Raw genomic sequence first — 14,263 nt, 5'->3', positions numbered from 1 at the left:
CGTCACATGGCGCCGGTCAACGGCAGCCGGGCCGCCACGACCGTGCCGCCGGTGTCGGGCGCGGTGATCGCGCACGAGCCGCCGAGTTCGGCCGCCCGCTCCCGCATCGACGCGGTGCCGACCCCGGCCCGGCGCACCTCGGGCAGCCCGATCCCGTCGTCGGCGACCCGGACCGTCAGCAGCCCGTCCTCCAGCGCCAGCGTGATCGACACCCGCTTGGCGTGGGCGTGCCGCCGCACGTTGGTGAGCGCCTCCTGCGCGATCCGGTACGCCGCCACCTCGACCGCCGCCGGGAGGTCGTCCATGGGCCCGTCGGCGCTCACGTGGGTGGCCGTGCCCGCATCGAGGGTGTCGGCGGCCAGGGTGCGGATGGCCTCCACCAGGCCCAGGTCGTCGAGGGCGGGCGGGCGCAGGCCGTAGACGAGCTCGCGGATGTCGCCGGCCACCGCGTCCATGCCCGAGCGCAGGTCACGGAGCAGGTGGTCGGCCGTGGCGGGGGAGCCCTTGATGTTGAGCCGGGCCATGTTGAGCGTCATCGCCATCGCGCCGAGCGTCTGCCCGAGCCCGTCGTGCAGGTCGCGGCGCAGCCGCCGGCGTTCCTCCTCGCGGGCCGCCAGGATGCGCTCCCTGGAGCGTTGCAGGTCGCTGGCCATGCGCACGGCGTGCGCGACGTCGGCGACGTAGGGGAGCAGGGTGGCGACCACCCGTTCGTCGTGGGCGGCGCCGAACCTGCCGCCCCCGGGAGCGCCCAGGAGCAGGCGGCCGACCGGTTCGCCGTGCCAGACGAGCGGCAGCTCCCGGGGGGCGGCGCCGACCTGGCCCGACGTGAGGTGGAGGCCGTTGACGACCTCGACGGCGGCCCCGCCGACCGCCAGGCCGTCGCGGACCACGTCGACCACGGCGGCCAGCGCCTCCGCCGGGTCGGCGTTGCGCACCTCCTCGACGAGCCGCGCGGTCAGTAACCTCGGGTCGCCGACCGGGCCGTAGAGGAGCCGGTCCATGCCGCGCTGGATCAGGCGGCGCAGCGGCTGGTAGAACGCGCCCGCGAACAGGGCGGCGGCCAGGCCCGCGAGGATGTCGTACTCGGCGGCCATGAGGCTGAAGACCGCGCCGGTGGCGAAGTAGACGGCGCTCACCCCGGCCACCGTCCCGGCCACGACCACGGTCCGGCTGAGCACGTCGTCGATGCCGAACAGGCCGTGGCGCAGCACCGAGAAGGCGATCGACACGGGGATGAGCGCGACCCAGGCCACCAGGAAGGCGTGGAAGGCCGGGTCGCCGGTCACCACCAGCACGGCGTAGACCGCGAAGGTCAGCGCCGGCCAGGCGACCGCCCGCCGGGTCTCCGCGTCGGCGCCGCGCATCCGGACGACCATCGAGACCAGCGCCAGCAGGATGCACCCCTGCTCGGCCAGCCACAGCGTGTCGGTGACCGGCACCCAGACCTCGCGCGGGATGCCGAAGTCGAGCGGGTTGGGGATGACCGACGACATGCCCCGCGTCGGCGCGGGCGGCTCGGGGCGGCCGACCCGCAGCGCCGTCTGCACCACGATGATCACGGCGGCGACGACGCCGAAGACGCCCCAGCCCTTCGACGGACGCCGCCCGCCGATGGCGAACAGCGGCACCAGGATCGCGAGGAAGCCGCCGCCCAGCGACCACGTGCCGGCGCCCACGATGCGGTACAGGGCCGCCGCGTCCAGGTCGCCGCCGTTCTCGGCCTGCACCAGCAACGCGGAGGTGAGCACGCTGACCGCCTCGAACACGCCACCGGCGATCATCAGCCAGCCGATCGGCAGGCGGGGCCGCCGGGCCGCGATGTAGGCGCCGAGAGCGGGGAACATCACCCCCGCCGTGTAGTCGGGCGTCGGCTCGAAGGCGACCTGGCTCTGCGGCGGCAGCCCGAACTGGATCGCCAGCGCGGCGGCGACGGCGGCGGCGGAGGCCACGCCGACGACGGCCGCGATCACCAGTGCCGGGCCCGAACCTCTGTCTCCCATTTCGGGCCAGGGTATTGCCGAATTATGACTGTTGTGTCCTGGTCCTATTACGGATCGAACGTGCGAGCAGCACCTGCCCCGCCGCGGCCACCAGGCCCAGGGCGCCCGTGGTCAGCCAGAGCGCCTCGTGCCCGAGCTCAAGCAGCCGGGTGCCGAGCACGGGGGTGACCGCCGCGCCGACCGACCACGACAGGCCGTAGAGGCCGTTGTACCGGCCGCGCAGGTGCGGCGGGGCCAGCGCCGAGGTGATCGCCAGGGGCATCCCGGCGGTGAGGATCTCGCCGCACGTCCAGACGGTGACGGCCAGGGCGTACTGGAGGGTCGTGGTGGCGAAGGCCTGCAGCGCGAACCCCACGCCGACCACGGCGAAGCCCGACGCCAGCACCAGGCTCGGCGAGAACCGGGTCAGCCAGGCCGTGGTGACCGGCTGGACGACGATGATCAGCGCGCCGTTGACCGCGATGGCCGTGCCGAACGCCTCCGGCGGCAGCCCTCGCTGGGTCATCGCGATGGCCAGCGTCTGGAACGCCTGCAGATAGGTGCACGTGTAGGCCAGGTTCATCAGCACGAACGCGACCATGGTCCGGTCGCGCAGCACGTCGCGGTAGCCGCCGGGCAGCCGTTCCGCCGCGGGCGGCCGGGTCTCCGGGATCAGCCGCCAGACCAGGAATCCGAAGATCAGGCAGCCCGCCGCGTCGATCCAGAACAGCAGCAGGAACCCGCCCGACGCGAGCCGCCCCCCGGCCACCATGGCGACGGAGAAGCCCAGGTTGATCGCCCAGAAGAGCAGCCCGTAGGCCCGCGGCCGGTCCTCCGGCGACACCAGGTCGGCCAGCATCGCCTGCGAGGCCGGCCGGTAGGTGTCCACGACCATCCCCAGCACGAACATGCCTGCGGCGATCGCGGTCAGGTCGCGGGCGTAGCCGAGGAAGATCATGGTCGCGGCGGTGGCGACCATCCCGCCCGTGAGCGTCGCCCGCCGCCCGATCCGGTCGGCCAGAAACCCCGCCACCGGCTGCGACAGCAGCGACCCGCAGCCCCACAACATGAGCACGAACCCGGTCATGGCGACCGAGACGCCGCGCGACTGGGTCAGGTAGATGCCCATGAACGGCTGCGCCATCGCGCCGAGCTTGTTGACGGCCGTCCCGGAGAACAGCACCCAGAACTCTCGGGGCAGCCCGCCGACGCGGGAGTGCACGAACCGGCGGACGGGGGAGCGGTGGACGGGAGGTGCGGCCATGGGGACAAGGGTCGTGACCGGGGACGGGCGGGCGCGATCGATTTAGGCTCTGCTAAAACATGGTCTGAAATGGGCAAACTTTTGGGGTTGGGGACACATGGCCGTGGAGTGGTTGTTCACGCCCGGTGACGTGGCGCGGTCGCGGTTCGCCTTCTCGCCCATGTGGGAGGTCGTGGCCAGCCTCCGGGCCGTCCAGGGCGCCGCGCTGCACACCGCGCAGGCGCCGTGGTCGCGGGCGGTGCGCGACCGGCTCGGCGCGCTCGGGCTGGGCGAGCTGACCGGCCTGGTGCCCGCCGCCGGATACGTGCCCGACTTCCTCACCCCCACGCCCGACACCCACCAGCCCGACTTCGCCGCCGAACTCGCCCGGGTCCGGGCCACCGACCCCCGGGTCGCGCGGGCCGAGGTGGCCCGCTCGGCGCCGCGCAGCGCCGGGATGGCCGCCCGCTTCGACCACGACCCGGCCGGGACGCTCTCGTGGGTGAGTGACGCGCTGGAGGCGTACTGGACGCTGGTCTTCCAGGACTTCTGGCCGAAGGTGCGCGGCATCCTGGAGGCCGACGTGCTCTACCGGTCGCGGCGGCTGGCCGAGGGCGGGGTGCGCGACCTGTTCGCCGCCCTCCACCCGTCGGTGACCTGGCACGGCGACCGGCTGATCGCCGACAAGGGCTGCATCCACTGGGGCGAGCTGGGCGGCGCCGGGCTGGTGCTGCTGCCCAGCGTGTTCCAGCCGCTCGACCGGGTGTCGGTCATGCACGAGCCCTACCGGCCGATGCTCGTCTATCCGGCCCGGGGGATGGGCAACCTCTGGCAGCGCGACCCGGAGGAGGTGCCCGGCGCGTTGTCGGCCCTGATCGGGCGCACCCGGGCCCGCATCCTGACGGCGCTGGAGCTGCCGGCGTCGACGTCGGGGCTGGCCCGGGTGATGGAGCTGACTCCCGGGGCGGTCTCGCAGCACCTGACGGTGTTGTCGGACGGCGGGCTGGTGTCGCGCCGGCGGCTGGGGCGCGAGGTGCTCTATCAGCGCACGGCCATCGGCGACGCCCTGGTGGGTGGCCACCACTAGTCGTCGCGGCGCGGGCCGGGAGCGGTGCTGAGCGCCGGATGCGGCGGGGGCCGGGGGCGGCGGACGGTGCCGGGGGGCGGAGCGTAACGGAAGGAGATTCACAGGGGGAGGCGGGCGGTGACCGTGGTGCCGCCGGGGGAGCTCCGCACCTCGCAGGTCCCGCCGAGTTCGGCGGCGCGTTCGCGCATCGACGCGAGGCCGACGCCCGGGCGGGTGCGGGCGGGCAGGCCCGTGCCGTCGTCGCGGATCTCCAGGACCAGGTCCTCCTCTCGTCTGACGGTGATCGTGGCGCGGGTCGCGGCGGCGTGGCGGCGGATGTTGGTGAGGGCCTCCTGGGTGATGCGGTAGGCGGCGACCTCGACCGCCGCCGGGAGGCCGGTCAGGTCGCCGTCGACGACCAGTTCGTCGGGGCCCAGGTCCTTGAGCGCGCCGGCCAGGCCGAGCTCGTCGAGGGCGGGCGGGCGCAGGCCGTAGACGAGTTCGCGGATGTCGCCGGAGACGGCGTCCATGCCGCAGCGCAGGTCGGCGAGCAGGGTGTCGGCGGTCTCGGGGCTGCCCGCAAGGCTCATGCGGGCCATCGTGATGCGCATCGCCATCGCGCTCAGCGTCTGGCCGAGGCCGTCGTGGAGGTCCCGCCGGAGGCGGCGGCGCTCCTCCTCGCGGGCGGTCAGGATGCGCTCGCGCGACCGGCGCAGCGCCGTGGTCAGCCGCATGGTGTGGGCGGCGTCGGCGATGTACGGGGTCAGCCCCGCGATCACCCGCTCGTCGTGGGCGGCGGGGAAACGGCGGCGTCCGGGCGGGCCGATGAGCAGCGTGCCGACGGGTTCGCCGTGCCACACGAGGTCGACCCGGCGGGCCACCACGGGCAACTCGCCCCACTGGGTGCGGGCGCCGTCGAGGTCCAGGGCCGCGCCGGTCACGGCCAGGCCCTCTCTGATGGTCTCCAGGGTGGCGAGCAGGCCGTGGACGGGGTCGCTCTGCTGCAGCCGCCGCCGCAGGTCGGCCGCGAGGGAGACCGGGTCGCCCCGGGTGCCGTAGAGGGCCCGGTCGGCCAGCCGGTGCAGCACCCGCTTCATCGGGTGGAAGAACACCCCGGCCCCGAGGGCCACGACCAGCCCGAAGTAGCGGTCGACCTCGGCCAGGAACAGGCTGGAGGCGGTGCCCGCCAGCACGTAGGCGCAGGCGAACACGGTGACCATCCCGGCGCCGACCAGCGCGCGGGTGATCAGGGTGTCGATGCCGAACAACCGGTAGCGCAGCACGGCCAGGGTGATCGCGGCGGGGATCAGCGGGATCGTGATCGCGGTGATCCACCAGACCGACCCGCCGATGATCCACGGCACGCTCAGGCAGGCGATGGCCAGCAGCGGCCAGAGGATCTGCCGCCGCTCGTCGCCCTCCGCCCGCCGGAACCTGATCACCAGCGACGAGAACGCCACCAGCAGCGCCACCGTGATGAGGGGCGGCAGCACGCCGGTGCCCGGCACGATCCAGTCGGCCGCCAGCACGGCGGCCGCGAAGCCGCCCGGCCAGCACCACGTCTTCGACAGCAGCGCCCCGGTCGGGTAGAGCATCGGCAGCAGCACGCCGAGGGCGTAGGTGGTCAGGTTCCACACCCCGTGGGAGAAGAGGCCGAGCGGCGCGGCCGGGGCGGGGTCGCCCGTCTGGACCAGCAGCGCGGCCAGGGTGACCGAGGCGACGCTGGCCGCCGCGCCGAGCCCGCCCAGCGTCAGCAACCAGCCGATCACCAGTTTCGGCCGCCGCTGCACCAGCAGCGCCCCGAAGACGGAGAAGGCGACCCCCATCACGTCCTCCGGGGCGACCGGCAGCGGCTGGTCGGCCGGGCGCGGCAGCCGCTCGCCGAGCACCAGGTCGGCCACGACCAGGAGGATCGCCGCGCCCGCGATGCCCGCCGCCAGGATCCGGGCCGCCCGGTCGGGCAGCCGCATCCATCGGGGCCGGGTCTCTTCCTCGGGCAGCTCCACGGCTTCTGAGACGGGGCCTGGTGAGGGAAAGTTCAGCAGACTTCCGGCATTTCGGGTGACGCTTTGTCAGACGGGGTGGTGATGGCCCGGACGATCGGCGGGGGCGTGCCGTAGAGGCGCTGGGAGAACCGCTGGGTCGCGCCCGGCCGCAGCCGCACGCCGGTGACGGTGGCCTCCCCGCCGTACACGTCGGAGATCCTCATCGTGTACGGCCCCGGCCCCGGCTCCTCGGGGAACACCCAGTAGTTGTCGGCCCCCCGGCGCAGGTCCCGCCAGTGGGGCCCGCTGCGCACCCGCACGTGCGCCAGCCGGTTGCCGTGGTCGAGCACCTGCAGCGCCGCCCAGTGGGCGGTCGAGCCCGTCTTGAGCCGGAAGGCCAGCCGCCGGGCCGGTTCGGGGTCGCGCACCTCCCGGTAGGCGATGGCGGCGCTGCCGTCGTCGCGGTCGGCGATGCTGACGAACGCCTCCTCCGACAGGTCGAGGTCGCCCGGCCCGCAGGCCGGACAGCGGTCGACCACGAGCACCCTGACCGTGCCGGTCGGCCCCGTCACGTCGAGATAGCCGCCGCAGGCGGCCGACCCGGCGTACTCGGCCGTCGACACCGAGGCGAACAACATGCCGTGGCGGGGCAGTGAGCAGTTCCCCGGCGTGCGCGCCTCGTAGAAGTAGGCCCGCCCGCGCCGGTCGGGCGAAGCGCAGACCGGGCCGGTGAGCTGGACGAACACCACCGCCGCCACCAGCGCCGCCACGGCGGCCGCCACCCAGGGCCTCTTACGGCGTCTCGCGTGCCTCATGCCGGATACATAGAGACACGCGGTGATTACGTTACGTAGATCTTCACTGGTAGCGCGGGGACTCCAGCAGCCATTCCAGATATCCCCGGGGCGCCCCGAACAGCGCCGCCGCCACCTTCTCGACGTCGTCGGGCACCCCGAGCTCCGCGTACGCCTCCGGCAGCGCCTTGGCCGCGTCGGTCAGGTCCTCGGCCCGCTCCACGATCCGGTCGGCCACCCACTCGGCCGGGGCGGGCACCCCGATCCGCGAGGCCGCCACCCGCAGGTAGTTGTGCGGGTCGCCGCGCTCCTTGCCGAGCGAGGCCACGTCGTTGCACCAGGCCGTCACGTCGACCACGGCCTCCACGAGCGTCCGCCACGGAGGCGTGGTGTGCAGCCGTCCCGGCACCTCGATCCGCAGGCACCCCTCGACGATCTCGGCGCCGGGACCCGCGAAGACGTCCCGCCGGAGCGACGGGTACTCCCCGGCCGAGGGCACCCGCCCGATCGACCGGTTCACCGCCTGCATCCGGCACGCCTGCGCCTGCGCCTCCATCCGCGCCGCGAACCGCTGCTCCCACGCCGGGCTCATCGCGGGCGCCGTCACCCGCCACAGGTCGCCGAACGCCGCCACCAGCGGCTCGTCGGTCGCCCGGCCGGTCCGGGCGGCGTCGCGCAGCCGGCCCTGCATCTGGTCGAGCACGGTGGTGTCCCGGCTGCCGCTGCCCTCGTCGCACCAGTCGTCGTAGGCGAGCTGCCAGGTGACCCAGCGGGCGAGCAGCTCGTTGCCCGGCAGCACCCGCGCGGCCAGCCGCTGCGGACGGGCGGAGATCGACAACCCGTACAGCCCGGCCCAGGCCCCCAGCGCGCGCGTGTCGCACTCGACCGGTTCTCCATGGGCCGGCGGCAGGGCGTACGCGAGCGGGGCCAGAACGGCCGCAGCCGAAGGTATGCGCAGCTCAGGGGTCATAAGATGACACGGTAGGTGAGGGTTGGGCACTTGTCCCTGAGGCGCGACGGGGTGTCCTCACGGCAGGTGCGTAACGTATGTGAAACACACAAGGGGCACACTGGTAGGTGCCCAGACTTGGAACTTTCGTGAGGTAGTCGCCTTGGACCGCCAGCAGGAATTCGTCCTCCGCACGCTAGAAGAGCGCGACATCCGGTTCATCCGGCTCTGGTTCACGGACGTCCTCGGTTTCCTGAAGTCCGTCGCCATCGCGCCCGCCGAGCTCGAAGGCGCGTTCGCGGAGGGCATCGGCTTCGACGGCTCCGCCATCGAGGGGTTCTCCCGCGTCTACGAGTCGGACATGCTCGCCAAGCCCGACCCGTCGACCTTCCAGATCCTCCCGTGGCGCAGCGAGACCCCCGGCGCGGCCAGGATGTTCTGCGACATCCTGATGCCCGACGGCTCCCCGTCCCACGCCGACCCCCGCTGGGTGCTCAAGCGCACCCTGGCCCGGGCCGCCGACATGGGCTTCACCTTCTACACCCACCCCGAGGTCGAGTTCTTCCTGCTCAGGAACCGCCCGGAGAAGGGCGTGCGTCCCGAGCCGATCGACGACGGCGGCTACTTCGACCACACCCCCCACAGCGCCGGCCACGACTTCCGCCGCAACGCGATCATGATGCTGGAGGCCATGGGCATCTCCGTGGAGTTCAGCCACCACGAGGGCGCCCCCGGCCAGCAGGAGATCGACCTCCGCTACGCCGACGCGCTGTCGACCGCCGACAACATCATGACGTTCCGGCTGGTCATGAAGGAGGTCGCGCTCGAACAGGGCGTCTGGGCCTCGTTCATGCCCAAGCCGTTCACCGAATACCCCGGCTCGGGCATGCACACCCACATGTCCCTCTTCGAGGGCGACCGCAACGCCTTCTACGAGCCCGGCTCCGACTACCAGCTGTCCAAGGTCGGCCGCTCCTTCATCGGCGGCCTGCTCAAGCACGCCGCCGAGATCACCGCCGTGTGCAACCAGTGGGTCAACTCCTACAAGCGGCTGTGGGGCGACACCGAGGCCATCGCCGGGGCCGGGGGCGAGGCGCCCTCCTACATCTGCTGGGGGCACAACAACCGGTCGGCCCTGGTGCGGGTGCCGATGTACAAGCCGCACAAGGGCGGCTCGACCCGCATCGAGTTCCGCTCGCTCGACTCGGCCTGCAACCCCTACCTGGCCTACGCGATGATCCTCGCGGCCGGCCTCAAGGGCATCGAAGAGGGATACGACATCCCGGCCGGGGCCGAAGACGACGTGTGGGCGCTGACCTCGGGCGAGCGGCGGGCACTGGGCATCCACCCCCTGCCGCAGTCGCTCGACGAGGCCATCTCGGCGATGGAGCACTCGGAGCTCGCGGCGGAGACGCTCGGGGAGCACGTGTTCGACTACTTCCTGCGCAACAAGCGGTCGGAGTGGCGCGAGTACCGGCGCCAGGTGACGGAGTTCGAACTGGGGCGCTACCTGCCCGTCCTGTAGCGGGATCGGGGCCGGTGCGACATCGGCCCCTCCTTCTCAACGGACGACACCCGCCCAGTCCGGCAGCGGCTCACACCGTGCCGTCCACTCGGCGGGCAGGGCCACGTCCGGTGCGGCCGCGATGACGCCGCCGACGATCGCGCACGTCGTGTCGACGTCGCCGCCCGCCGAGGCCGTCGTCCACATCGCCTTCGCGAAGTCCCGGCGCTCCCGCGCCGCGACCCACAACGTGAACGGGACCGTGTCGTGGGCGGTCACCCGGCGGCCGTTGCCGAGCATGCGGGCGGCCAGCAGCGGGTCGGCGATCGTCAGCAGTCCGCGGGCCTCGGCGATGCCCGTGCGGACCAGGCCCGGCGGGACGTGCTCCATGATCCGGTCGAGGAACCTCCCCGCGGGGAGCGAGGGGTCGAGCGCCGCCGCGACGGCCACGGCGACCGCACCCGCGACCGCCTCCGGGTGGGCGTGGGTGACCTCGGCCGACGACGCGGCCTCCGCGGCGGCCCTGGCCGGGTCGCCGGCGAACCAGGCGCCCAGCGGGGCGACCCGCATCGCGGCGCCGTTGCCCCACGAGCCGTTCCCGTCGAAGAGGCCGGTGGCGAGTTCGCGCCAGTCGCCGCCCTCTCTGACCAGGCGCAGCAGCCGGTTGGTGGCCGGGCCGTAGCCCCGGTCGAAGTCGTGGCGGGTGGCGAAGGCGTGCGCGAGATCGTCCTGGTCGACGGCGCCTCTTCTGGTCAGGACGTCGTGGACCGAGCAGGCCATCTCGGTGTCGTCCGTCCATTGCCAGGGGGCGGGCGGGAGCGTGCGGGCGGACAGATGGGGGCGGTTGGCGGGGACGAAGAACTGGGAGCCGAAGGCGTCACCGAGGGCGAGGCCGAGCAGGGAGGCACGGGCGAGGGAGGGGGACATCCCCTCCATTCGATCACGATCTGGCGGTGAGCCAGAGGATCGCCGCGGCCACCGCGCCCGCGCTCAGCAGCGCGCTGGCCGCGAACAGCAGCCGTCGTACCACCGTGTAGCTCAGCGGCGGCCGCCCCTCGGGCCTGGCGCGGGGCCGCCACGGTTCCCCCGCCGCCCCGTCGGCTCGGCGTTCGCCGTTCAGGCCGGTCAGCCACGTCAGGAGGCCCGCGATCTCGTCCGGCTTCGGCGGCAGGCCGGAGGTCGTGTAGCGCACCTCCGACCCCCGGTTCGACAGGTCGCGGACCAGGTTCCCCATGCCCATCGTCGTCAGCCACGCCCGCGGGTCCTCCGACGCCCCCTGCCCGGTCGTCGTCCGGTCCAGGAGGTCTCCCTTGGTCACCACCACCGCGATCCGCCGCTGGCGGCCCCCGTCCGCGCGGGTGGACAGCTCGTTGCGGACGCGGTGGACGGTGTCGGCCGGGTCCTCCCGTGAGGGCACCACGCCCCCGGCCGTCAGGACGTCGCGGTCGGCCGGGACCAGGCTGTCCTGGACTGCGGGCAGCGCGAACGGGTCGATCAGCAGGACCATCGCCTCCCCGTGGGCCAGGTAGCCCATCGCCTCGACCCGGCTGGCCCCGGTGTAGTGCTCCCCTGAAGGGTCGAACAGGTACAGGATGCGGGCCGAGACGTCGAGCATGACCGCCTTCGGCAACTGGGTGCCGGTCTTGGTCATCGTCCCGGCCGCCAGCTGGTCACGCAGCCGGAGGAAGGTCTGCTCGTCGCCCTGGTCGACGAACCGGGCGCCGGCCGTCTCCCGCAGGGCGTCGACCGCCACCGCCAGGAAGGTCGTCTTGCCCGCGTCGGGTCCGCCCACCAGGGGGACGGGCTCCACGCGGACTTTGCCGATCTTGCCGGGCAACGTCCGGCCGCAGTGGGGGCACAGGGCCCGCAGCCGGTGGCGGCCGAGCAGGATCGTGGTCGGCAGCCGGGCGCCGCAGCGGCAGACGTGCCGGAACGCGCCGTTGCGGTCGGGGCGCAGTGCCCGGTGCCGGGCGCCGCACGACGGGCACGCGTAGACCGGCCGGTCGATCCGGGCGTAGCAGCCCGGGTAGGGGCAGGCCTGGAGGATGCGCCGCAGCAGCATCACCGACTGTTCCAGGCCGCGCAGCACGCCGGCGAACGCCAGCCAGGCCAGCAGGCCGGTCACCACCGTCACCAGGTAGGCGGCCGTGACCAGCAGCGCCACCACGGTCAGCGGCAGCAGCGCCGCCAGGAGGCCGGCCATGACCGCGAGCCACAGGGGGAAGAGCACGTAGCGGCGCTCGTCCGACATCAGGAGCCTGGTCAGGGCGCGGACGAGCCGCCGGACCCGCCCGTCGACGAGGGGGACCGCCCCGGACAGGACCGACCACCAGTCCTGCCAGACCTGGGAGACCAGGTAGTGCCGGTAGGCGGGTTCGGCGCCCTCAGGCGGGGCGCGCACCCCCCGGTCGGGCAGCAGGACGCGGGCCGCCGTCGTGAAGTACGCCCCCAGCGCCCCCAGCACCGCCACCGCCACGGTCACGGCGAAGACCACCGGGAAGACGAACGCGAAGGCCGCCCACATGGCGAGAAGCCAGAAGCCGGCGAGGACGAGCCACCACATCTACCGTTCTCCGCGCCCGAACAGCCGTCGCCGCTGGCCGGCCAGTTCCCGCAGGCCGGCGGCCAGTTCGGCGTCCTGTTTGAAGCGGGCCTCCATCGAGCCGAAGCGGCCCCAGTTGTTGACCTCCGAGCGGGCCCAGGCGTCCAGGCGGGGTTCGATGACCCCGGCGACGCGCATCCTGATCGCGATCTCCAGGAGGGCCATCTGCTGGTCGCGGTTGCGGCGGGGTTTGAGCCATTCGGGGATCAGCCAGCGGCGGGTGGCGTCGGTGACGGCCTTGGCGACCGTCGAGCGGAAACGGGGGTCGCGGGTGGCGAGCACCTTCGCCGCCGTCGCCCGGGTCAGTTCGGCGAGTTCGGCGTTGCCCTCCCGGGTCAGGTCGGTGAGGCGGTCGATCGCGCTCGCGGCGTCCACCGGGGTGGGGGCCGACGGCAGGCGGGCGGCGATCAGGGTGGCCTCGGCGTCGTCGGCGGGGTAGCCGGGCAGGCCGTCGCGGACCCGTTCGGCCAGTGCCAGGGTCTCGCCGCTGGACAGGCCCGCCTTCACGAAGGCGCGGCCGGGGAGTTCGCCCAGGGTCGGGCTGGCGTCCATGCGGGGGCCGAGGAGGTCGACCAGGCGGCCGATCTCGCCCGGCGTCGGCTGCGTGGTCCAGAGCGACGGGAGGACCTGCTCGCGGAAGCCGTCGAACGCGCGGTCCATGAGCTCGGCCGTGGTCTCGACGCGGTCGCGGCCGCCGTGCAGCGTCTGCCAGCGCAGCACCGCGACGCCGGTGCGGGGGGCGCGGCGCCAGTCGCGGCGGGCCCCGGCGAGCAGGCCGCACAGGGTGGTGCTCACCTCGCCGGGGACGGCCTCCAGCCCGGCCACGTATCCGGCGATCACCGCCCCGCGCCAGGCCGGGGGCACGCGGGACAGTTCGGCCGCCGCCTCCTCCTGGTTGCCGGGCACGGCCCGCGCCGCCGCCGACTCGACCTCGGCCGGGTCGACCGGCAGGTCGCAGGCGTCGGCCACCCGCGTGATCCCGGCCACCTGGGCGGGGGTGAGGGCCGACCGCAACGCGGCGGTGGCCTCGGCTCCGAGCGCGGACGCGTGGCCGAGGGGCGGGAGCCGTACCGGCAACGGGAGTGCCGGGTCGCGCAGCGCGAGCGACACGCACCGGGCCGCGCCCTCGGCGGCGTGCACGGCCACCGCGGCGGCCAGGTCGTAGGTCAGCAGCCCGGCCTGGGACGCCAGCCGCTGCCACGCCCAGTCGGGCAGGCCGGGCGCGGAGAGCCGGGCGATCGCGCTCTGCTCCTCGGGGGAGACCGTGTGGTCGCCCCGGCAGAGCGCCAGCAGCGCCGCCGCCGTCTCGGGGTCGTCGCCCAGTTCGCCGAGCGCGTCGAGCCCGTCGAGGTCGCCGCGCCGCCAGAACCCGGCGACCGTCCCGGCGAAGCGCCCGGTGCGCACCGGCGCGGGCGGCTCGTCGAGCCGGACGACGGTCGCGTCGACGTCGGGCGGGATCCACACGTCGGGGGTGGTCCCGGCGATGACCTGGCCTGACGAGGCGGGGTCGGCCGTGTACGTCGTGAACGACAACCGGATCGCCGACGCCCACGGCAACGAGAAGGAGACCACCGCGATCCACCGCACCACCTCGGCCACGTCGGCGCTGACCAGCACCAGCCGCCCGTGCCCCCGGGTGAGGAACAGCCGCACCGCCTCCAGCAGCCCGCCGAGCCGCACATAGGCATCAGGGCCGAGGGCGGCCAGCCACGCCACCAGCCCCTCGGGGTCGAGGAAAGGACCGGCGGACGGCTCCAGCGTCGGCAGTTCGAAACTCCCGGAAGGCGCGGAGGCCCACCAATCAGCCTCCCAGAACTCGATCGGCCGCAGCCCGACCAGCTCTCCCTCGCCTGGCACCACCGCGTGCGCAAGGAAGTTCCCATATCGTCCGGAATAGTCCTGGCCCAGGTAGACGCACCGGGCGAGCACCCCGGACCCGTAGGACATCGCGACCGGCAGCGCGGCGATCTCGGCGGGGGTCGGTGCGAGCGGGGCGTCCGGCGGGGGCTGGTAGACCAGGTAGGGCGCGCTGCGCTCCCGCAGGACGGGCGGCAGGCCGGGGGTCTCGGCGGTCACCTGGAACCCCGAACGGCCCGAGGGCCCCGCTTCGGCCGACGTGTAGTGGAGCTGCCAGGCCATGA

General features: G+C 73.8%; 10 protein-coding genes. 2 read left to right on the top strand and 8 right to left on the bottom strand.

Features of this window, described 5'->3' with window-relative positions; translation table 11 throughout:
* Positions 1–2: 2 nt before the first annotated feature.
* Positions 3–2,000, bottom strand: coding sequence for a sensor histidine kinase (locus GT755_RS14465; protein ID WP_161480237.1), 1,998 nt, complete (start codon positions 1,998–2,000; stop codon positions 3–5).
* A 22-nt stretch (positions 2,001–2,022) separates the two neighbouring features.
* Positions 2,023–3,243, bottom strand: coding sequence for an MDR family MFS transporter (locus GT755_RS14460; protein WP_161480236.1), 1,221 nt, complete (start codon positions 3,241–3,243; stop codon positions 2,023–2,025).
* 97 nt (positions 3,244–3,340) lie between these two features.
* Here GT755_RS14460 and GT755_RS14455 point away from each other — a divergent pair, with 97 nt between their 5' ends.
* The gene (locus tag GT755_RS14455) at positions 3,341–4,309 is read left to right on the top strand and encodes a DUF5937 family protein (RefSeq protein ID WP_161480235.1); all 969 of its coding nucleotides are present in this window, start codon (positions 3,341–3,343) and stop codon (positions 4,307–4,309) included.
* 98 nt (positions 4,310–4,407) lie between these two features.
* Here the strand turns inward: GT755_RS14455 and GT755_RS14450 are convergent, their stop codons facing one another.
* From GT755_RS14450 to GT755_RS14440, 3 genes are read right to left on the bottom strand one after another with little or no spacing between them, the layout of a single operon-like run.
* A complete protein-coding gene (locus GT755_RS14450; RefSeq protein WP_285579341.1) occupies positions 4,408–6,294 on the bottom strand; it encodes a sensor histidine kinase in 1,887 nt (628 codons plus the stop codon).
* Positions 6,295–6,326: 32 nt separating this feature from the next.
* Entirely contained in the window at positions 6,327–7,088 is a 762-nt protein-coding gene (locus GT755_RS14445; protein WP_161480234.1) for an expansin EXLX1 family cellulose-binding protein, read from the bottom strand.
* A gap of 43 nt (positions 7,089–7,131) precedes the next feature.
* Positions 7,132–8,037, bottom strand: coding sequence for a terpene synthase family protein (locus tag GT755_RS14440; RefSeq protein ID WP_161480233.1), 906 nt, complete (start codon positions 8,035–8,037; stop codon positions 7,132–7,134).
* A 142-nt stretch (positions 8,038–8,179) separates the two neighbouring features.
* On the opposite strand from GT755_RS14440, the gene glnA reads away from it, so the two are divergent.
* Positions 8,180–9,541, top strand: a complete 1,362-nt coding sequence (gene glnA / locus GT755_RS14435) for a type I glutamate--ammonia ligase (RefSeq protein WP_161480232.1) — start codon at positions 8,180–8,182, stop codon at positions 9,539–9,541.
* Between the two features lie 36 nt (positions 9,542–9,577).
* On the opposite strand, the gene GT755_RS14430 is transcribed toward glnA, so the two are convergent.
* From GT755_RS14430 to GT755_RS14420, 3 genes are read right to left on the bottom strand one after another with little or no spacing between them, the layout of a single operon-like run.
* The gene (locus GT755_RS14430; protein WP_161480231.1) at positions 9,578–10,456 is read right to left on the bottom strand and encodes an ADP-ribosylglycohydrolase family protein; all 879 of its coding nucleotides are present in this window, start codon (positions 10,454–10,456) and stop codon (positions 9,578–9,580) included.
* Positions 10,457–10,460: 4 nt separating this feature from the next.
* On the bottom strand, positions 10,461–12,083 hold the full coding sequence (locus GT755_RS14425; RefSeq protein ID WP_161480230.1) for a TRAFAC clade GTPase domain-containing protein: 1,623 nt from the start codon (positions 12,081–12,083) through the stop codon (positions 10,461–10,463).
* The gene (locus GT755_RS14420) at positions 12,084–14,261 is read right to left on the bottom strand and encodes a GAP1-N2 domain-containing protein (RefSeq protein ID WP_161480229.1); all 2,178 of its coding nucleotides are present in this window, start codon (positions 14,259–14,261) and stop codon (positions 12,084–12,086) included.
* Positions 14,262–14,263 lie beyond the last annotated feature (2 nt).

This window comes from Herbidospora solisilvae, from assembly GCF_009901565.1.
GTDB classification, from domain to species: Bacteria; Actinomycetota; Actinomycetes; order Streptosporangiales; family Streptosporangiaceae; genus Herbidospora; species Herbidospora solisilvae.
The sequence above is the reverse complement of the archived record's forward strand: the minus strand, read 5'-3'. Positions and strand labels throughout refer to the sequence as shown.

Bases quoted from the DNA above. Each gene is read 5' to 3' on its own strand.
- GT755_RS14425 (WP_161480230.1), bottom strand. From the start codon at position 12,083: ATGTGGTGGCTCGTCCTCGCCGGCTTCTGGCTTCTCGCCATGTGGGCG.
- GT755_RS14465 (WP_161480237.1), bottom strand. From the start codon at position 2,000: ATGGGAGACAGAGGTTCGGGCCCGGCACTGGTGATCGCGGCCGTCGTC.
- GT755_RS14455 (WP_161480235.1), top strand. From the start codon at position 3,341: ATGGCCGTGGAGTGGTTGTTCACGCCCGGTGACGTGGCGCGGTCGCGG.
- GT755_RS14440 (WP_161480233.1), bottom strand. From the start codon at position 8,037: ATGACCCCTGAGCTGCGCATACCTTCGGCTGCGGCCGTTCTGGCCCCG.
- GT755_RS14460 (WP_161480236.1), bottom strand. From the start codon at position 3,243: ATGGCCGCACCTCCCGTCCACCGCTCCCCCGTCCGCCGGTTCGTGCAC.
- GT755_RS14420 (WP_161480229.1), bottom strand. From the start codon at position 14,261: ATGGCCTGGCAGCTCCACTACACGTCGGCCGAAGCGGGGCCCTCGGGC.
- GT755_RS14445 (WP_161480234.1), bottom strand. From the start codon at position 7,088: ATGAGGCACGCGAGACGCCGTAAGAGGCCCTGGGTGGCGGCCGCCGTG.
- GT755_RS14430 (WP_161480231.1), bottom strand. From the start codon at position 10,456: ATGGAGGGGATGTCCCCCTCCCTCGCCCGTGCCTCCCTGCTCGGCCTC.